The organism is bacterium (genome assembly GCA_030018315.1).
GTDB lineage: Bacteria > Hydrothermota > UBA3073 > JACQXS01 > JAGMCI01 > JASEGA01.
This window is the reverse complement of record JASEGA010000003.1, coordinates 64801-84877: the sequence shown is the minus strand read 5'-3', so window position 1 is coordinate 84877 and position 20077 is coordinate 64801. Positions and strand designations below refer to the sequence as shown.

Here is a 20077-nt window from a genome sequence, read left to right as displayed (position 1 = left end):
CCTCAATCGCGTTTAATACAATAGGGTTAAAAGTCCAGTAAAGCTGCCACCCCCAAAGGTAATCGGCACCCTCAACATAGATTGAGTCTATGAAAGTATCACCTGGTGCTGGTGGCGGTCCTATGAGAGTCTCAGGCTTTACTGATAACTTAGTGCGTGCATGCATATCTATAGGAGAAAGTGAGACACTACCAGTCACTAACTTATGCCCACCTTGACCCGCCTTTACTTGGCGAGATAGGCTCAGCGATGCGGGCTCCAATAAAATTGAAGCCGCTAACAAGACAACTATCCCAAACATATTGCGCCTCCTTTTCCCAATGCTATCGGGAAGAAAAAAAACAACTCAAAAATCCCAAAACCAAAAATAATCACACATTGAATCTGTGTATATCTGCCTGACGGCAAGACAGGTCTGTATGCTATTTTTGATTTTTGGATTTACTATAACTATACAATCATAGGCATCACCCCCTTACTTTAAATAAGTAAAACCATTTATTGAATTTGTCAAGTAAAAAATAAATTTTATCGTCTGATGACCCCAGATGGTATCCATCCTCTATAAAATTGTCAATAAAATTATCTAAAATAATTGTAGGTAAATTGGAAACTTGGGGGGAGACACTACTTCCAGTTTCCTCAAGTATTTCTATTGGAGTTTTTCGCCTCCTGTATCTATTTTTTCATAGCTCGCAAAGATTGCGGCGTTAGTCCCATCTTTGGTCTCCCCATAAGTATACCACTCATTTAATCTTATATCAAACAGGGAGAAAACTCGTAATTAAGGAGAGATGTAGTAACCCTTCTAATAAAATAACACTATAAGCAATATTGCTATACCTACAAAAATCCAAAGTAGATAGGTTGTTAAAACACCTGTGTGTACTTTACGACATACATTGCCCACTCTAATTATAGTTTTGTAAGCCTGGAGCCATAAATAATCCGCTAACCTGTCACCTGCTACCCATACAAAATAAGCTACTGCTCTGAAGAATTTTACGCCCCAGTTGTAAATATCGTATACTCCTTTTAGCGCACGGTCATAAAGACCTTTTAGACCCACATAATTACGGATGGTGTCATAAAAATCTATCCCAGATACCCTCATCTCAGCTATCGGCTCACCTCCATCCGGTGGCAATGTCTCACCGACTGCCATTAAGTCTTCGCCACCAATAAAAGCCGTATCTTCCCTTATCACCTTAATTTTAGATGCAAAATAAACAACTCCACCAATTATAATACCAATTATGATAAGTAATGTAGCTAATGCAGGACTCCAAAAACCTAAAAATGATGGTACTGTCTTAATAGAAGGATAGATAAAAAATTTCAGAGGGATTCTGTACGCAAACACACCAAATGCGACACATAAACCGGATAAAACGATTACTGGTATCGAGATAGAGCCTCTTTCATCAGCTGTTTCACGCCGATATGTACTAAATGGTCTCGGCTGTCCCAAGAAAGTACCGTGAACAAGCTTCATAAATGACGCTAATGTCAAAGCACTGCCAAACATAGCTGCTACAAGCCATAAAATCCAGAGCACTCCATTTGATTGCATCCCTCCTTCTATTACTCCTTGATAGACCATCCACTTGGAGAAAAAGCCGTTAAATGGTGGAATACCGGATATAGACAGAGCAGCAATGACACAGGTGATAAATGTTATGGGAAGTATCTTTGAAAGCCCACCAAGTTTATCTATTTCTGAAGTACCAGTCGTCCTCTGCACTGAACCACCACACAGAAAGAGGCAACTCTTATATATAGAGTGATTTAACATGTGAAATATACCACCGGCAATCCCAATTGGTATACCTGTCCCAATACCGAGTACCATATAACCAACCTGTGAAACAGCATGATAAGATAGTAATTTTATTATATTATGCTGCACCAAAGCCATCATCACAGCCGCTACTATAGTAGATGAACCTATAAACATTAATAAGATAGAAAGCACCGAATTGGGAATAAATTTAAAGAAATCCATGCAAATTCGTGCCAGCAAATATATGCCTAATAGCTTATCCAATGCCGCAGGTAATAAAGCCATAACTGGAACAGGAGTACTCTCAGCTGCATCAGGTATCCATGTATGGAATGGCATAGAACCAGCCTTTGCAATTGCACCTATCATCATTAATACAAACGCTGAAACTATTGGTCCGCTCGTTAAAGGGAGCTTGTAGATTTCAGTCATGCTAAATGTTCGAGCCTCCCTCCATAATAAAATGATACCTAAAATTAGACAAAAGTCTGAAAACCCAATAATAAATAAACCCTTAGTAGCTACACGGTAAGACCCCAATGACAAAAGCCCATATAGTGTCAAAAGAATAATACCCCAAAATAGCAGGAATAATACTAAATCATTAGCAAGCACTGCACCATAACTTGCTCCTATAGTGAAAAGAAAGTATGCATAGTACTCAGATAGCCTTTCTACATCTTGCATAAATTTAAATGAAAAAATAGAAATGAGTAGCCCAAATAAGCTTATGAACAAAAGTATGAAAGATGAAAAATGATAAGCTCTTAATGAAAATTTAATCCCCAATCCTGGAATCCATTTTATAGTAAATGTAGTATCTCCTAATCTGAAGATATAAATGGAAATTACAAGACAAGTAAGTGTCACAGCAATAGTTAAAGCTTCCCTCACTCCTTTCACCCTTTTAGGGATGACAAAAATAATTCCACCTAAAACAAAGGGCAAAAGGATTAGCGTAAGCAATGTAATCATTGTAAGAACTCCTTTACTAATTTTTCCCACTCCTTATTATCAATTTTATCAATAATATGTATTAAAGCTCCACCATCAGCTACAGTAACACCTATATCACTCTCAATTCTACGTGATAATCTATCTATCTCATCTACAAGCCAATCTTTAGCTTTGTCTCCTTTTAAAAGCTGCTTTAATCCCTCTTCCATATTAAACGGCTCTAACTCAAAAACCCATCCCTTACCATAAGGGTCAGTATTTAGTAGGGACACGCCATGGCGTGTCTCTACATTAGAAAGGTCAGCGTTAATTTTACTTACTATTCCATTAATAGGAGAAAGTAGTTGAGCGTCTCCAATTTTGGTCCTAACTTGCCACCCGATTTCGCCTTGCCGCAATTCTTTCTTACTAAGAAAGTCTATTTCTTCTATCTTTCCTAATAATCTTTGGGCAAAGTCATCTAACCCTACTCTTACAGTATTTTCATCTATTATTCTAACCCATGTATGTTTGTTGTAAAAATATAGGGAGCGCAAAATTAAGAAGCCTTTCACTTTTATCTGGTCTACTCTCGCCCTACGAGCTAAAACTGCTGGATGCCCATAAATAGCATCTTGCATTCTTTGGTCATATTCACATGTGCCACATAGGTAGTTATTTGGGCATAGTTTATACGAGACCTCACCCATCAACATATACCTACATTTCCTTTCTGTTGCTGGTAGATTTCTTAACCGATGAATGATATCAAACATTTCTGGTGCTTCCGCATATTTACCACTGGAATCCATAAGAGATTGATTAAATTCACATTTATTGCAATCGTAATTGAGAGTGCAAAGCCGATGAGAAATTACACCCATCTTCGCCCATACACACAGACGCTCCTTGCCAGGAGTTTCTTTCATTACTTTTATATTTTCTTCATTACTCATTTTACTCACCCCCTTGATTTTACTTTAGCAACATCTCGGTACTTAGAACATTTAACATAACCATTATTCAAACATATACTATTTGTATCTGAAGTGCTTGGAGGAATTAACTTCTTTATTGGGTAAGCTTTACAATATCTGACAATCACTTCTTCAAGAAATGGACATTTTTTCATTTTCTTATTACCTCCACTTACTAAATATAGCAAATAAAGAGCCAATAGCTAATGAAAAGATAGAAAGACCTGAATTTGGAACAAATTTAAAAAAGTCAAGATAGATTCTGGTAAGTAGATATATTCCGAGTAACTTATCAAGTGAAGCAGGTAAAAGTGCCATTACTGGTGGTGGTGCCTTGTATGCTGCATCTCTTATCCAAGTATGAAATGGCATAGAACCAGCCTTTGCAATTGCACCTATCATTATTATTATATAAATGCCGAAACTACTGGTCCACTTGTCAAAGGGAGCTTGTAGATTTCAGTCATGCTAAATGTTCGAGCCTCCCTCCATAATAAAATGATACCTAAAATTAAACAAAAGTCTGAAAACCCTACCCATTTTACCCTCTTAGGGAGAGTAAAACACACAATACCGAGTGCAAATGGCAAAAATATTGATAAAAGTAATATAGCCATTTTTCAAACCTATTATATATTATAGTAAAAATACACTAACTACTAATTTTGTCAAGATTTTTATAACTCAAATATTTTTTATCCTTGACTTTACAATTAGTTCTTAATATACTTCAGTAAATTAATGATATTTGATTTTTGTCATAAGGGGGTGAATTATGAGAATAGGGATTAATGGGTTTGGTAGGATTGGTAGGCTTGTTTATAGAGCAGCTATGTCCAAAGGATCCTGTGGAGATGACACTGATATAGAAATTGTTGCGCTTAACGATATTACTGACGCAGCTACTCTGGCGCACTTGCTCAAATACGATTCAACTTACGGGATTTTAGATGCTGAAGTATCAGTCCCAACAGGTGTCGGGAATAAAATTGTAGTCAACGGAAAAGAGCATAAAGTATTTGCTATAAAGACACCAGAAGAGTTGCCTTGGAAGGATTTGGGAGTTGAGATTGTTATTGAGTCAACTGGTGTTTTCAGGTCAAAAGATAAAGTTTATGGCCATATAAAAGCAGGGGCTAAAAAAGTAATAATAACAGCACCTGCTAAGGGTGAAGTAGACTGCACTATTGTTATGGGTGTTAATGAGGATACTTATGACCCCAGTAAGCATCATATAGTATCTAATGCCTCCTGCACTACAAATTGCCTTGCCCCTATTGCAAAGGTGTTAAATGAGAGCTTTGGGATTGAGTCCGGGTTTATGACTACAATCCATGCATACACTATGGACCAGAGACTACTTGATGCCCCTCATAAGGATTTGAGACGAGCAAGGGCAGCTGCAGTCTCAATGATACCTACTACAACAGGAGCTGCAAAGGCACTCGGACTTGTCATACCAGAACTTAAGGGTAAACTTGATGGAATAGCAGTTAGGGTCCCTACTATTGATGCATCACTTGTTGACCTTGTTTGTCGGGTTAAGAGAAGTACATCAGTAAATGATGTGAATAAAGTATTTAAAGAGGCAGCAAGTGGGGTAATGAAAAAATACATCCAGTATTTAGATGCACCACTTGTATCCTGTGATTTCATAGGTAACTCTTATTCTGCAATATTTGATTCACTTGAGACTATGGTTATCGGCAACCTTGTTAAGGTGTTAGCTTGGTATGACAACGAATACGGTTACGCTGCAAGAGTAGTAGACCTTATAAAGTATATGGGTAAGAGTCTAAAAGTCTAAAAGTAAATTTGTGTATTAAATTGTGTAGGAGTTTCTTTGTCATTGCGAGTCCTGACCTTGTCAGGATGAAGCAATCTCACAAAGTTTTTTGTGTTAAGTTACATAGGAGGGGATTATGAGGTCATTAAGGGATATTGAGCTAAAAGGTAAGCGTGTGTTGATGAGAGTAGATTTTAATGTCCCAATTGAGGCAGGTGAGATAACTGACGATACCCGCATCAGGGCTGTTATTCCTACGATACAGTATATTCTGAATAAAGGAAGCAAACTTATAATAATGTCGCATCTCGGCCGCCCGAAGGGTAAAAGAGTTGAATCTATGTCTCTTAAGCCAGTTGCAGAACAGCTTTCAAAACTTTTGGGTAAACCTGTTAAATTTATGCCCTGTTGTATTGGGAAAGAAAATGAAAAAGCTACACATACTATGCAGGATGGCGATGTCATGCTACTTGAAAATACAAGATTTCATCCAGAGGAAGAGGCAAACGATTCAAAATATGGAAAAGAATTAGCAAAGTTAGGTGATGTATATGTGAACGATGCATTTGGTGCAGCTCATAGAGCACATGCATCAGTTGAAGCGGTAACTCACTATTTTGATATAAAGGTACCGGGCTTCCTTATGGAAAAGGAATTAAAATATCTTGGTGGGCTACTTAAGTCACCGAGAAAACCATTTATTGCATTACTTGGGGGTGCAAAAATTTCTGGTAAAATAGATGTGATAAATAACCTGTTACCAGTTGTGGACAAGCTATTATTAGGTGGAGGGATGGCTTTTACTTTCTTTAAATCCATGGGCTATGGGGTAGGTAGTTCTATTTTAGAGGAGGATAAACTTACTTTAGCAAAAGAAATTGTTGATAAATGGAAACATAAACTGCTACTACCTTCAGATGTTGTATGTGCAGCTAAATTTGATAAGGAGGCAGAGAAGAAAGTAGTAGCTGCACAGACGATTCCAGATGGCTGGGTAGGGCTTGATATAGGACCAAATACTGTAACCCAGTACACAGAAATTTTAAGTAGCGCAAATACTGTGTTCTGGAACGGTCCAATGGGTGTGTTTGAGTTTACAAGATTTGAGAACGGAACAAAGGCTATAGCAAAAAAGATTGCAGAAGTGACAAAGAGAGGCGGTATTACAGTGATAGGTGGAGGTGATACAGTTGCTGCAGTGAATAAATTTGAAATGAGTAGCCAAATTACCCATATATCTACAGGAGGGGGTGCATCACTTGAATTACTTTCAGGAATCAAATTGCCCGGAGTAGAAGCATTAGGATAAGAATTCAGTTTACATCAATGAAAATTAGTTTAAGAGTAAAGTTGATTACAAGTTTTTTGATAGTAGTTGTAATTACTGGCTGTGTTGCCACTTTTACTGGTATCCACTTAATCAATGACAGAATAATAAAGCAAGCTCAAGAGAAAATAGCAAAGGAAGCTACTCGTTGTAAAGATATTGTGAAAGGACTGCTGGATTTTGCACGCCAAACTGAGCCTAAATTAGAACTATCAAATATAAACAGTGTTATAGAGGAAGTTCTATCTCTTGTCGGAAAACAGCCATTGTTTATGAATATCCAAATACTTAAAGAGCTAAATCTTTCTATCCCAATGATTATGATAGATAGAAGCCAAATACAGCAAGTGTTTACAAATATTCTCGTAAATGCCGGTGAGGCAATGTCCGAAGGATCATGTGGAAAAGAGAATGGGAAGTTAACTATTAAAACTACTACATCGCCTGATTCCCTGTTTGTCAAAATTAGCTTTACTGATACAGGATGTGGTATATCAAGAGAGAATATAGGTAAAATATTTGACCCATTTTTTACAACTAAAAAAGCTGGTAAAGGCACTGGATTAGGGTTAGCTGTCAGTTATGGGATTGTTCAACGGCACAATGGTAACATAGAAGTTGTAAGCGAATTAGGAAAGGGAACTACATTTACTGTAAATCTACCTATCAATAAGAAATGAACTCAAGTATACTGATTGTTGATGATGAGAGTGTCATCCGTGACTCTTATGAACAAGTGCTATCTCATAAATACAGTGTTAAATTAGCTGAGAATGGAGAGACTGCGATTACCTTGTTACAGAGAGAGTCGTTTGATGCTGTAATTTTAGACCTCAAAATGCCAGGGCTTAGTGGAATGGATGTACTTAAAAAGATAAAAGAGATTAATCCTGATACAATTGTCATTGTTATTACAGGGTATGCAACTGTTGAGTCAGCTGTTGAGGCAATGAAACTTGGTGCATATGATTATATACCTAAACCTTTTACACCAGAGGAGTTAAGAATTGTAATCAGAAGGGCACTGGAAAAGAGAAGGAGTTCACTTGAAGCCAAGCGATTAAAAGAGGAAAAGGAGAGGATGAGACAGAATTTTATTTCGCTGGTTTCACACGAGTTGAGGACGCCAATAGTTGCAGTGATGCAATATTTGGAAGTCCTATCCGGTGGTGTAGCGGGTAGAGTTTCTGAGGAACAGTCGAAAATTATTAATAGAATGAAGATACGCTTGAATGAACTTCTCTCGCTCATTGAGCGATGGCTTAAGCTTTCAAGGGTTGAGGAATTAAAACTGAAAGAAGGATTTAAGGAGTTAGTTATTTCTTCGGTTGTTAATGAAGTTGTTGATTTAGTTAACCCTATTGCTAAGGAAAAGAATATAAGTCTTAAGGTAAAGTCCATAGCCAATAATATTGTAGTCAACGGTAATAAAGGGATGATTAAAGAAGTTTTTACAAACCTTATAAGTAATGGGATTAAATATAATCGTGAAGGCGGCAGTGTTATTGTTGAGTCAAGAGAAGAGGGTAATTTCTGGGTGATTGATGTTAGTGATACTGGTATCGGTATCCCTGAACAGGAGATTGCTCATATTGGAGAGGAGTTTTATCGGATAAAAAGGGAAGGGGTAGCAGCAGGTTCTGGGCTTGGTCTGGCAATTGTAAAGAAGATATTGGACATTCATGATGGAAGATTAGAGATAAAAAGTAAGTTGAATCAGGGGAGCAGATTTAGTGTTTATTTACCGAAGATAATGTAGGTATGTGTAACCGCAGATGAATTCCGCCCCTTCACAAAGGGGCGGGATGAACGCTAATAGACGCAGATTAAATGAATTTTAATTATTTACGTTTATCTGTGTGTATCTGCGGTTTCATAAAAAATCAAGGTGAGGTTACCTCGCGCCCGCAAAGATGAGAATTTTGAAACGATAAAAAGTAAGGATTTGATTAATCAAACCCTTACAGGAGGGGAAAATGAAAAAAACAAAAATCTTACTTGTTGATGATGACACAGATTTTTGTGCTGCAAGCAAGACAATTATTGAGCAGGCGGGTTACGATGTTATTATTGCACAAGATGGAAAGACAGGGTTGAATAAGGCAAAAATTGATGCCCCAGATATAATAATTCTTGATGTGATGCTACCCGACATAAATGGTTACTCGGTTTGCCTTGAATTGAAAGAGGACCCTAAATATTCTGTAATACCAATTATTCTTTTGACAGCTATTGGAGCTAAACCTGGTAGTTATGCAGAGCATATAGGAATACAGCATAAAGCGGATGCTTTCCTTGAGAAACCAGTAATCCTCAAGCTCTTCTTGAAAAAGTAAATTTCCTTTTAACTGCCGCAAAACCAGTCCCAAAGGAGAAAAGAAAACTGCCCAAAATATTACTAATTGATGATGACCCCGATTTTGTTGAGGCTACGCGGCAAATCTTAACTGCTAATCAATATGAGGTGATAGCGGCAAAAGATGGAGATGAGGGGATTGCCAAGGCAAGGTATGAAAACCCTGATTTAATCCTACTTGATGTAATTATGCCAGGAAAGGATGGTTATACGACCTGTTATGAATTAAGGGAGAATTATCGGACTCGTCCCATTCCTATCATAATACTGACTGCAATAGGACAGCAGTTCTCAAGACCTGAATATGGAGTTGACATTGCTATTGACCATCTTGCTGATGACTACATTGATAAACCGGTGGAGACGGAGACACTACTGAAAAAGATTGAAAAGCACCTTATGTTTAGATAATTCGATAAATTCGGTATCATTCGTGTTATTCGTTTTTACACAATGGATACATCAGAACTTTTACCAAAATTCAAATACGAAGTAGCACAGGAGACGGGTGGTGAAAATATAAAACTCTGTTTTGCATGCGGGATTTGTACTGCCAGCTGTCCAATAAGGGAGATTGATGAGAGGTATAATCCACGTAAGATTATTCGGATGATCCTTTTAGGGATGAAGGATAGGGTATTGAATAACGATTTTATCTGGTTCTGTTCCAGTTGCTATGCCTGCACTGAGCGATGCCCACAGGGTGTACAATTTACTGAGGTGATGAATGCTGTCAAGAATATTGCGGTTAAAGAAGGGCTTATCCATCAGGCATTTAGCCAGCAGATAAATATCATTAAACAATTCGGCAGATTATATGAGATTGATGAATTCGATAATAATAAGAGGATAGCACTTGGACTACCTAAAATAGAGAAAACAAAGGGGGTTACAAGAAAAATTGTGGAGATGACCGGACTTGATAAAATTATTTTACAAAGAAAAAACGTAGGAAACAAATTGAACAAATGACAGCGAATAAGTCGAATAGTATTCGTTAAATTTGCTATCATTAGTGTAATTCGCTTATATGAAATACGCACTATATTCTGGCTGCACTGTCTTAGGTAGAGGCAGAAATTACGAAATGGCAACAAGGGCAGTTGCTAATATTTTGGGTATTGAGCTTGTTGACTTAGATGGTTTTGAATGTTGTGGTTTTCCAATAAAATCAGTCCACTACGAGACATTTCTTCTAATGGCAGCTTGTAATCTGCTAACTGCCGAAGATAAGGGGCTGGATATCTGCACATTGTGTAGCGCTTGTACAAGCTCGCTTACTGAAGCGAATAAGCATCTAACTGAACACTTTAACGAGAAGGTAAGAATTATCGCAACACTAAAGAAGCAGGGTATTAATTATCGGATGCGCAGAAATATTAGGGTCAAGCACTTTGCAAGGATTCTATATGAAGATATCGGAATTGATAAAATTAAGAAACTGGTAAAAAAGAAACTATCAAATCTTAATATTGCATCCCACTACGGATGCCACTATTTAAAACCTACTGATATCTACAACAATCCTGAAGACCCCGAGAATCCGTATTCACTGGATGACCTTATCAGGGTAACTGGTGCTAATTCTATCAATTATAGTGAAAAGCTGAAGTGCTGTGGTGCTGGTATTCTTGCGATTAGTGAAGATTTAGCATACTCAATTGCACGTCCAAAATTGCAAGAGTTGGCCTGTAGGGGTTTGATTAATCAAACCCCTACAGATGCAATGGTATTGGTATGCCCATTCTGTAGTGTGATGTATGACGATAATCAAAGAAAGATTGAGTCAAAGTTTGGTGAAAAATATGAACTCCCAGTACTTTATTATCCACAACTCCTCGGTCTATCATTAGGAATTGATGAGAAACTGCTTGGCTTAAGAATGAATAGGGTTTCCACAAGAGCATTGCTTGAGAAGATAAAGAGTTTATAAGGGCAGGAAGTAAGATGCAAGAATTAAGAAGTAATAAAAAAATTATTTGGTTAGATTTTTCGTTTGTAGGAGTGAATTTCACGAACTATCTTCCTTAATGGCATGGGTTTTTCTTTTACCCTTTCGGGTATTTCTGAAAGTATGGGGGAGTAACTTTCTTTAAGATGAGGGTATCTCCATTAGCAAAGCAGGCTATTTCATCTGAAGGTTTAAAAATAGGAATTAAACTCTTAGGGAGAACAAGCATTCCATTCTTATTGATTTTCAATATTTCCATGATATCATTTTCACCTCCTTATCTAGAATATTATACATTATATGAAAAAAAGTCAACAAAAATATGCTTTGTTGAATAATTCGCTTTACAAAACTTGCAACACCTTGATTGACACCGATTTATGAGATTCTTCACTTTGTTCAGAATGACAAGGTCAAAATTGTCTAAAACCAAGTTAGAGGTTGAAAATCAAAGGTGCCAAAAATATTTATTCAACAAAGCAAAAAAATATAAAAACTAAACTCAATGAACTCAAAGAACTCAATAAACTCTAAGGTAGGTGCCGTCTTTGTGGTTGGTGGTGGTATTGGTGGTATTCAGGCAAGTTTGGATTTGGCAGATTCGGGGTTCAAGGTTTATTTACTGGAGAAGAGTCCAAGTATTGGTGGTGTGATGGCACAATTGGATAAAACTTTTCCTACAAATGACTGCTCAATGTGTATTTTGGCACCTAAACTGGTAAGTGTTGCTCGTCACCCAAACATCAAGATAATTACTAATGCTGAAATTGAAAGCTTATCTGGTGAAGCTGGTAACTTTATTGTAACAGTAAAAAAAGAGCCACGCTATATAGATGAAGCTAAATGTACTGGCTGTGGTGACTGTGCTAAGGTCTGTCCAATCTATTTACCAAATGAATTTGATGAACTCCTTTCTGAAAGGAATGCAATTTACCGCCCCTATCCACAGGCGGTTCCTAATGCATTTAAGATTGATAAAACAGGTATTCCGCCATGTAAGGATGCTTGTCCGGCTGGGTTATCTGGGCAGGCATATTCTTCTTTTATTGCACATAACAAATTTAAGGAAGCAATTGAGTATATCCGTGGTATTCTTCCATTCCCATCAATATGTGGGCGAGTCTGTCATCATCCATGTGAAGAAAATTGTAATAGAAAAGATATAGACGAACCTGTTTCTATAATGCGGCTGAAAAGATTTGTAGCTGATTGGGCAAGAAATAATAGTGATGAGCCAGTTAAGAAGGCAGAGATAACACATCAAGAGAAAATTGCTATAATTGGGGCAGGTCCATCAGGTCTTACCTGTGCTTATAAGTTATTAAAAATGGGTTATCCAGTGACAGTATTAGACTCTTCTACTATCCCGGGTGGGATGATGACTTCTTGTATTCCAGAATACCGCTTGCCAAATGAGATTGCACTTTATGATATAAAAAGATTGCTCGACTTTGGTGTTGAATTTAAAGGAGGGGTAACTTTTGGAAAGGATAAGGACTTAAAAGATTTAAAGAATGACGGATATAAAGCGATATTCATAGCAATTGGCGCTCAGAATGCGAAGAAGTTAAAGATTGAAGGCATAGAAAATAAAGGTGTACACTACGGTATCCCATTTTTAAAAGCCGCTAAATCTAGTAGAAATATCAAAAATTTTGGTAAGCAAGTTATTGTCATTGGGGGTGGCAATGTAGCAATAGATTGTGCTCGCACTGCCCTCCGTTTGGGTGCTGAAGAGATTCACATGGTCTGCCTTGAGACAAGGGATTTAACATCAAAAGACCGAATGCCTGCTCATGAGTGGGAAATCATAGAAGCAGAGGAGGAAGGTGTGATAATCCACCATTCATTGGGACCTAAAAGTATTGTTGCAAAAGAGGGTAAAATTTATGGACTTGAAACTATTGAGTGTATTTCGGTTTATGATAAAGATGGAAAATTTAATCCGCAGTTTAAAAAAGAAAGTAAGCCAATAACAATTAATGGTGATACAGTTATTATAGCAATTGGGCAGGAACCTAACCCTTCTGGGTTTGAAAAATTGGAGTGGACTCCTTGGAAGACATTAAAGGTGGACCCCTTAACCTTAGAGACTAATGTCCCAGGTATATTTGCTGGTGGTGATATTGTTAGAGGGCCTGCATCAATTATTGAGGCAGTCGCTGATGGAAACGAGGCAGCAATCTCTATTGACAGATTTTTGAGTGGTGATAACTTAAGAACAGGACGTGAAAAGCCTGAAATAAAGATTGCTAAAGCACCTGAAAAGGAATTTAAAAAAATACTTCGTCAAAAGCCAAAAATATTGGTCCCAGAGGCTCGAAAAAATTCTTGGTCTGAAATTGAGTTTGGCTTCACTTTAGAACAGGCTGTAGAAGAAGCAAAACGATGTATGGAATGTGGTATTTGTGCCTCTTGTTACCTCTGTGTCGATGCTTGTAAAGCAGAGGCAATTGATCATATTATGACTGAGGAGACTCTGAACTTAAATGTTGGCTCAATTATCCTTGCTCCTGGGTTTGATGAATTTGATGCAAAAAAGAAGAGTGAATATGGGTACGGAAGGTATAAGAATGTTGTTACCTCAATAGAATTTGAAAGAATACTTTCAGCATCAGGTCCGTTTGGCGGCCATATTCAGAGATTATCAGATGGTAAGCCACCTAAAAGGATTGCATTTATACAATGTGTTGGGTCAAGGGATACACAGTCTGGAAAAAGCTATTGTTCATCAGTCTGTTGCACCTATGCCATCAAAGAGGCAATCATTGCCAAGGAGCATTCTTCGCAGAATCCTGTGGAAAAGAATGGACTTGAGACGACAATATTTTTTATGGACATCAGGACTTTTGGTAAAGGGTTTGAATCCTATTATGAACGGGCAAAGAATGAGTATGGAGTGAAATTTATTCGGGCTGGTGTTTCAAGGATTGATGAAGATTCAAATACTAAGAATTTAATGGTGCATTATGAAAGTGAGGCTGGTGAAATAAGAAATGAAGAGTTTTCTCTGGTTGTCCTATCAGTTGGTCTTTTACCCAAAGCTGGTATGGCTCAATTGGCAAAAAGATTACGTGTTACCCTTAACGAATACGGGTTCTGTCGAACTTCTGAGTTTATGCCAGTTGATACAATTCAAGATGGCATCTATGTCTGTGGCACATCTGCTGGTCCAAAGGATATACCTGAGACTGTAACACAGGCATCAGCTGCCGCAGTTAAGGCGATGTGTCTTCTAACTGAGGCTAGAAATACATTAATCACAAAAAAAGAATATCCACCAGAGTTGGATGTCTTGGGTCAAGAGCCACGCATTGGTGCATTTATCTGCCACTGTGGAATAAATATCGGCGGTTATGTAGATGTGCCCTCTGTAGTAGAGTATGCAAAAACACTACCAAATGTTGTATATGCTGAAGATAATCTATATACTTGTTCACAGGATACACAAAAGAGAATTGTAGAGCTGATTAAAGAACACAAATTAAATCGTGTCATAGTTGCTTCCTGTACACCGAGGACACATGAGCCACTTTTCCGTGACACAATTAGGGAAGCGGGATTAAACCCTTATTTGTTTGAGATGGCAAATATTCGTGACCAATGCAGTTGGATTCATATGAAAGAGCCAAAAGAAGCAACTGAAAAGGCAAAAGATTTGGTGAGAATGGCAGTTGCTAAGGCACGATTAATTGCACCGCTAAAACAGGTTGAGATTGATGTTACTCAGAAAGCGTTGGTCATTGGAGGTGGAATTGCGGGAATGATTTCAAGCATCTCGCTGGCTGAGCAAGGGTTTGAGGTCTTCATGGTTGAAAAAGAGAATGAACTTGGTGGCAATTTAAGGCATACCTATTATACAATTGAAGGCAGGGATGTACAAAATTTCTTGATAAGAACTATTGAAAAGGTGAAAACTAACAGATTGATAAAAGTGTTCAATGAGGCAAAGATTGAATCAATTTCAGGTTATATTGGAAATTATGAGACTGAAGTTATACTTAAAGACGGGACTATGGAAAAATTTAAACATGGTGTGGTGATTGTTGCTACAGGTGCACAAGAGTATCAGCCTACTGAATATCTATATGGTCAAGATAAACGAGTAATCACACAGAAAGAGTTAGAAGGATTGCTTGAAGAAGCAAAAAATCAGAAGCAAGAAATCAGAAACAAGACACAAGATAAAAATCTGTCATCTGTAATCTGTAATCTATCATCTGTAGTGATGATTCAGTGTGTTGGTTCTAGAGATGATAGCCATCAATACTGTAGCAGAATTTGCTGCTCTCAGGCTGTGAAAAACTCATTAAGGCTTTTGGAGATAAACCCTGATGCAAGTATCTATGTCCTATATCGGGATGTAAGGACGTACGGGTTGAAAGAAGATTTCTATAGAAAGGCAAGAGAGGCGGGTGTTGTCTTCATTAGATATGACGATGAGTCAAAACCGGAGTTGCGGAGAGCTAATGGTAAACTAATGATTTCTGTATTTGAGCCGATTCTTAATGAGAAACTCGAAATTGTACCAGACCTTGTGGTCCTTTCAAATGGGGTTGAGCCAGAGAAAGAGAATGAAAAACTGGCAAAGCTGTTAAAGGTGCCTTTGAATAGTGAAGGCTTTTTCCTTGAAGCGCATGTCAAACTGCGACCAGTTGACTTTGCTACTGAAGGCATCTTTGTTGCTGGTATGGCACATAGTCCAAAATGTATTGATGAGACAATAAATCAGGCTGAAGCTGCTGCAGCCAGAGCTTCTACAATCATTGCAAATAAAAAATATTCCGCTGAGGCTGCGATCTCACAAGTGAATGAAGAACTATGTGCCGGTTGTGGTGTTTGCAGTGGATTATGCCCGTATGAGGCGATTGAAATGGTAGTTAAAGAGGGTAAGAGAAGTTCAAAGGTAAATGAGGCGCTATGTAAAGGGTGTGGCTCCTGTGCTTCTGCCTGTCCATCTGGAGCCATGCAACAACAAGGGTTTAGGAGTGAGCAGTTGTCAGCAATGGTCATTGCGAGTGTAAGCGAAGCAATCTAACAAATTGAATGAATAAGGATTTTAACCCAAAGATTATAGTCTTTTGCTGCAACTGGTGTGCATATGCAGGAGCTGACCTGGCAGGAGTATCAAGGTTACAGATAAAGCCGTATTTTAGGATAATAAGAACTATGTGCTCAGGTAGAATTGACCCAGAATTTATCATGACAGCCTTCAAAATGGGGGTAGATGGTGTGATGGTGGCTGGCTGTCATCCTGGTGACTGTCACTATATAAATGGAAATTATAAGACACGAAGGGATATTTTCTACTTAAAAATATGATGCAACAGCTTGGTATAGACCCTAAAAGACTCAAACTTGAATGGGTATCAGCAGGAGAAGGTAACAAATTTTGCCAAGTTGTAAATGATTTTATCACCGAAGTAATAGCCTTAGGACCTCTTTCGACCACATAACAAAATCACTTTTTTATATTTTTTACTTGCAATTTTGTCACTATTAAATAAAATTAAGTTTAGGCTACAGAAATACACAGAATAAACAAAATGGCACACGCTAAATTTGTTCACCTCCATATCCATACAGATTATAGCCTACTTGATGGAGCCTGTAAAATAGAAAAACTTGGTGAGCTCGCTAAACAATATTTACTGCCAGCACTTGCAATAACAGACCATGGCAATATGTTTGGAGTCATTGAATTCTATAAAACTATGGAAAACTTTGGAATTAAGCCAATTATAGGTGAAGAAGTGTATGTAGCTCCGGGGTCAAGATTTGGACATCAAACTGTAGATGGGGTACCGGCTTTCCACTTGACGTTGCTTGTTAAGAATGAATGTGGCTACAAGAATCTTATGAAATTATCAACCCTTGCTTATACAGAAGGTTTCTACTATAAACCGAGAATTGATAAAACTATATTAAAAGAATACTCTGAAGGTCTTATTGCATTATCTGGCTGTTTAAGGGGCGAAATCCCGTACTGGATTAAAAAGGGAAATTTTAACCATGCAACAAAGGTAGCAAGTGAATACCTATCAATCTTTGGAGAAGGTAATTTTTACCTCGAACTTATGAGGCTCGGTTTAAAAGATAACGACCTTGTTAATGGTGAACTTGTAAAAATTGCAGATGAACTTGGAATCCCATTAGTTGCTACAAATGATTGCCATTATCTTAGACCAGAAGATGCAGAAGCCCATGATGTGCTATTATGCTTACAGACTCGCAAAGACTTGGAAGATGATAAAAGGCTACGATTTGAGTCACAAGAACTTTATTTTAAATCACCGGATGAGATGACAGCCCTTTTTTCTGACCATCCTGAAGCTATAGAAAATACTGTACAGATTGCTGAACAGTGCAACTTAAGACTTGAGCTTGACCCAACAAAAGTATACTTCCCATCTTATCCTCTTCCTGAAGGTTATGATTCAAGTGATGAATATCTGCAAGCTATTGCAGAGAAAGGGTTAAATGAACGGTACAAAAAGCCATCAAAGGAGGTGCGTGAAAGATTTGAATATGAACTTGACACTATAAAACGGATGGGATTTTCTGGTTACTTCCTGATAATTAAGGACTTAATAGACTTTGCAAAAGAGAAAAAAATACCAATCGGGCCCGGTAGGGGCTCTACAGTAGGTAGTCTTGTTTGTTATTGTCTTGGAGTAACTCAAATTGACCCTCTACGTTATAACCTCATCTTTGAGAGATTCTTAAATCCTGAACGGGTATCACCACCTGATGTTGATATAGACTTTGGTGATGAACGAAGGGACGAGGTTATACGCTATATTACTGAGCGATACGGGAAGCAAAATGTTTGTCAGATAATAACTTTTGGGACAATGGCAGCAAGAGCTGCAATAAGAGATGTAGGTAGGGTTCTTAAGGTACCATACCCAGTTGTTGATAGGATAGCTAAGCTTATACCACTTGGAGCATCAATTAATGAAGCAGTTGAGATACATGAATTCAAAGAAGCTGTAGAAGCTGACGCACAGCTTAAAAAAGTAGTTGAAATAGCAGGAAAACTTGAAGGTATAGCACGTCATGCTTCTACACATGCAGCTGGAATAGTTATTGCGCCCGGAAATTTAACTGACTTTACACCACTGTTTAAATCTGAGGAAGGCACTTTATCAACTCAATATTCAATGAAGTCGCTTGAAGATATAGGGTTGCTTAAAATAGATATACTTGGGCTACGCACCCTTACAGTCATTCATAACACATTAGAGATGCTCAAAGAAAAGGGAGTAAGAGAGATACCAGAAAATGATGCTCGTGTCTTTAACTTACTTAAAAAAGGTGATACTGTAGGAGTGTTCCAGCTTGAATCAGATGGAATGAGAGACATATTAAGAAAGTTAGCTCCTGAATCGTTTAATGATATAATGGCAGTCCTCGCTCTATATAGACCGGGCCCAATTGGTGGGCTTACAAAAGATAGATTTATACATCGTAAGCATGGTGAGGAAAAAATAACTTATCCGCATCCTAAACTTGAGCCAATTCTACGTGATACCTATGGAATAATACTGTATCAGGACCAGGTAATGCAAATAGCATCTGTTATAGCTGGATTTAGTCTCGGTGAAGCCGATATCTTAAGGAGAGCGATGGGTAAAAAGAACCCAGTGGTTATGGATGAAAGAAGAAAATCATTCATTGAAGGGGCTAAAAAGAATGAGATACCAGAAAGTTTAGCTAATCAAATATTTGATTTAATGATACCATTTGCAGGTTATGGATTTAACAAATCACATTCTGCTGGCTATTCACTACTTTCTTACCAGACTGCATGGCTTAAAGCTCATTATCCGGTAGAGTTTATGGCAAGTAACTTGACATCTGAATTACAGGATACAGACCGGATAAAGTTGCTTATAGATGAATGCCGTAGGATGAGGATAGAGGTATTGCCACCAGATATAAATTGCGCAGACTCTTATTTTAAACCTGAGAATAGAGGAATAAGGTTTGGACTTGCTGCTATAAAGAATCTCGGTAAGAGTGCCGCCGATGAGTGCATAAATAAAAGACCGTTTAAATCGTTTTCTGACTTCTTAAATCGTGTAACTCTTAATCGTAAAGCATGTGAAAGCTTAATAAAAGCAGGTGCATTTGATTCTATTGACCCAAATCGGGAGAAGCTTTTAGATACCCTAAATCAAAAAGAGACAGCTCAACTTAGCCTGTTCATTAGGGATGAGCCAGTTAAAAAAGGGGAGTGGTCGAAAGCTGAGTTACTCTCATGGGAAAAAGAGGCATTTGGGTTTTATTTCTCAGGGCATCCACTTGAGAGATATAAGGATGAGCTTGAAGCCTTTACTACTGTCAAGACACGTGATATAGCAGCTGAGCCTACTAAGAAAGAGGTAATTGTTGGAGGAATAGTAGTTAGGAAAAAGGTGATTAGAGATAAGCATATTGCATTTCTAACAATTGAAGATTTTGATGGCAGTTCTGAAGTTATGGTATTTGATAATGTGTTCAATGCAAACTCTATCGAGCCTGAGGAAGGAATTTTAGTTAAAGGTGAAGTAGCACGAAGAGATGATAGAGTTTCTGTTAGAGCTTTAAAGATAATCCCGTTATCAAAGGTAAGGGACGAATTTGTCAAATGGATAGATATTTATGTGAGAATTTTGGGATTAGATGAAAAGCCTTTAATAGATTTACGTCAAACTTTGGATTCAGCTCCAGGAGACTGCGAAGTGTTCTTACATCTCTTAGGTGAGAATCAAGACAAAATAACTTTGAAAACTGGAGTTAAAATAACCCCAAAAAAAAGCCTCTGCTCAAAGATTAAAAAATTATTTGGGGAAGGGGCAGTTAAATTGGGAGGTGTGCCATTTTAATAATCTTTTTCTTATTTAATTTTGGCTATCTTATAGATTCACCAACAACTTATGTTATCCCGCAAGGGAGTTACGACATTGAATTCAGATT

General features: G+C 37.8%; 16 protein-coding genes and 1 pseudogene. 11 read left to right on the top strand and 6 right to left on the bottom strand.

What is annotated here, in order from left to right; translation table 11 throughout:
- From QMD71_02460 to QMD71_02440, 5 genes are all read right to left on the bottom strand, one after another.
- Positions 1 to 301 (bottom strand): hypothetical protein (locus tag QMD71_02460; protein ID MDI6839709.1); only part of this gene is annotated, 301 nt, incomplete at its 3' end.
- Positions 302 to 808: 507 nt separating this feature from the next.
- Positions 809 to 2758, bottom strand: a complete 1950-nt coding sequence (locus tag QMD71_02455) for a proton-conducting transporter membrane subunit (protein ID MDI6839708.1) — start codon at positions 2756 to 2758, stop codon at positions 809 to 811.
- Entirely contained in the window at positions 2755 to 3675 is a 921-nt protein-coding gene (locus tag QMD71_02450; protein ID MDI6839707.1) for a glycine cleavage system protein H, read from the bottom strand. Before QMD71_02450 ends, QMD71_02455 begins: the two co-directional genes overlap by 4 nt.
- Positions 3676 to 3680: 5 nt before the next feature.
- Positions 3681 to 3851 (bottom strand): hypothetical protein, encoded by a 171-nt coding sequence (locus tag QMD71_02445; GenBank protein MDI6839706.1) that lies wholly within the window; start codon positions 3849 to 3851, stop codon positions 3681 to 3683.
- Between the two features lie 7 nt (positions 3852 to 3858).
- A complete protein-coding gene (locus tag QMD71_02440) occupies positions 3859 to 4098 on the bottom strand; it encodes a proton-conducting transporter membrane subunit (protein MDI6839705.1) in 240 nt (79 codons plus the stop codon).
- Positions 4099 to 4471: 373 nt separating this feature from the next.
- Here QMD71_02440 and gap point away from each other — a divergent pair, with 373 nt between their 5' ends.
- The 8 genes from gap to QMD71_02400 all read left to right on the top strand — a co-directional run bounded on the left by gap (position 4472) and on the right by QMD71_02400 (position 11098).
- Positions 4472 to 5503, top strand: coding sequence for a type I glyceraldehyde-3-phosphate dehydrogenase (gene gap, locus QMD71_02435; protein MDI6839704.1), 1032 nt, complete (start codon positions 4472 to 4474; stop codon positions 5501 to 5503).
- Between the two features lie 115 nt (positions 5504 to 5618).
- Positions 5619 to 6791, top strand: a complete 1173-nt coding sequence (locus QMD71_02430) for a phosphoglycerate kinase (GenBank protein MDI6839703.1) — start codon at positions 5619 to 5621, stop codon at positions 6789 to 6791.
- Positions 6792 to 6808: 17 nt separating this feature from the next.
- Positions 6809 to 7489, top strand: coding sequence for an ATP-binding protein (locus QMD71_02425; GenBank protein MDI6839702.1), 681 nt, complete (start codon positions 6809 to 6811; stop codon positions 7487 to 7489).
- Complete coding sequence (locus tag QMD71_02420; protein MDI6839701.1) at positions 7486 to 8568, top strand: response regulator; 1083 nt, start codon at positions 7486 to 7488, stop codon at positions 8566 to 8568. Before QMD71_02425 ends, QMD71_02420 begins: the two co-directional genes overlap by 4 nt.
- Positions 8569 to 8785: 217 nt before the next feature.
- Complete coding sequence (locus tag QMD71_02415) at positions 8786 to 9145, top strand: response regulator (protein MDI6839700.1); 360 nt, start codon at positions 8786 to 8788, stop codon at positions 9143 to 9145.
- Between the two features lie 65 nt (positions 9146 to 9210).
- Positions 9211 to 9576 (top strand): response regulator, encoded by a 366-nt coding sequence (locus QMD71_02410; GenBank protein ID MDI6839699.1) that lies wholly within the window; start codon positions 9211 to 9213, stop codon positions 9574 to 9576.
- A gap of 42 nt (positions 9577 to 9618) precedes the next feature.
- Positions 9619 to 10137, top strand: a complete 519-nt coding sequence (locus QMD71_02405) for a 4Fe-4S dicluster domain-containing protein (protein ID MDI6839698.1) — start codon at positions 9619 to 9621, stop codon at positions 10135 to 10137.
- A gap of 58 nt (positions 10138 to 10195) precedes the next feature.
- On the top strand, positions 10196 to 11098 hold the full coding sequence (locus QMD71_02400) for a CoB--CoM heterodisulfide reductase iron-sulfur subunit B family protein (GenBank protein MDI6839697.1): 903 nt from the start codon (positions 10196 to 10198) through the stop codon (positions 11096 to 11098).
- A 115-nt stretch (positions 11099 to 11213) separates the two neighbouring features.
- Here the strand turns inward: QMD71_02400 and QMD71_02395 are convergent, their stop codons facing one another.
- Entirely contained in the window at positions 11214 to 11375 is a 162-nt protein-coding gene (locus QMD71_02395; protein ID MDI6839696.1) for a hypothetical protein, read from the bottom strand.
- A 246-nt stretch (positions 11376 to 11621) separates the two neighbouring features.
- On the opposite strand from QMD71_02395, the gene QMD71_02390 reads away from it, so the two are divergent.
- From QMD71_02390 to dnaE, 3 genes and pseudogenes are all read left to right on the top strand, one after another.
- On the top strand, positions 11622 to 16154 hold the full coding sequence (locus tag QMD71_02390) for an FAD-dependent oxidoreductase (protein MDI6839695.1): 4533 nt from the start codon (positions 11622 to 11624) through the stop codon (positions 16152 to 16154).
- Positions 16155 to 16162: 8 nt separating this feature from the next.
- Positions 16163 to 16572: pseudogene (locus QMD71_02385) on the top strand (hydrogenase iron-sulfur subunit).
- Positions 16573 to 16662: 90 nt separating this feature from the next.
- A complete protein-coding gene (dnaE, locus tag QMD71_02380) occupies positions 16663 to 19986 on the top strand; it encodes a DNA polymerase III subunit alpha (protein MDI6839694.1) in 3324 nt (1107 codons plus the stop codon).
- The last annotated feature ends 91 nt before the right edge of the window (positions 19987 to 20077 follow it).

What these genes read in the sequence shown, in the direction of transcription:
- QMD71_02440 (MDI6839705.1), bottom strand. Translation starts at nt 4,098, where the DNA reads ATGATAGGTGCAATTGCAAAGGCTGGTTCTATGCCATTTCATACTTGG.
- dnaE (MDI6839694.1), top strand. Translation starts at nt 16,663, where the DNA reads ATGGCACACGCTAAATTTGTTCACCTCCATATCCATACAGATTATAGC.
- QMD71_02395 (MDI6839696.1), bottom strand. Translation starts at nt 11,375, where the DNA reads ATGGAAATATTGAAAATCAATAAGAATGGAATGCTTGTTCTCCCTAAG.
- QMD71_02430 (MDI6839703.1), top strand. Translation starts at nt 5,619, where the DNA reads ATGAGGTCATTAAGGGATATTGAGCTAAAAGGTAAGCGTGTGTTGATG.
- QMD71_02450 (MDI6839707.1), bottom strand. Translation starts at nt 3,675, where the DNA reads ATGAGTAATGAAGAAAATATAAAAGTAATGAAAGAAACTCCTGGCAAG.
- QMD71_02400 (MDI6839697.1), top strand. Translation starts at nt 10,196, where the DNA reads ATGAAATACGCACTATATTCTGGCTGCACTGTCTTAGGTAGAGGCAGA.
- QMD71_02420 (MDI6839701.1), top strand. Translation starts at nt 7,486, where the DNA reads ATGAACTCAAGTATACTGATTGTTGATGATGAGAGTGTCATCCGTGAC.
- QMD71_02445 (MDI6839706.1), bottom strand. Translation starts at nt 3,851, where the DNA reads ATGAAAAAATGTCCATTTCTTGAAGAAGTGATTGTCAGATATTGTAAA.
- QMD71_02415 (MDI6839700.1), top strand. Translation starts at nt 8,786, where the DNA reads ATGAAAAAAACAAAAATCTTACTTGTTGATGATGACACAGATTTTTGT.
- QMD71_02455 (MDI6839708.1), bottom strand. Translation starts at nt 2,758, where the DNA reads ATGATTACATTGCTTACGCTAATCCTTTTGCCCTTTGTTTTAGGTGGA.
- QMD71_02425 (MDI6839702.1), top strand. Translation starts at nt 6,809, where the DNA reads ATGAAAATTAGTTTAAGAGTAAAGTTGATTACAAGTTTTTTGATAGTA.
- QMD71_02390 (MDI6839695.1), top strand. Translation starts at nt 11,622, where the DNA reads ATGAACTCAAAGAACTCAATAAACTCTAAGGTAGGTGCCGTCTTTGTG.
- gap (MDI6839704.1), top strand. Translation starts at nt 4,472, where the DNA reads ATGAGAATAGGGATTAATGGGTTTGGTAGGATTGGTAGGCTTGTTTAT.
- QMD71_02405 (MDI6839698.1), top strand. Translation starts at nt 9,619, where the DNA reads ATGGATACATCAGAACTTTTACCAAAATTCAAATACGAAGTAGCACAG.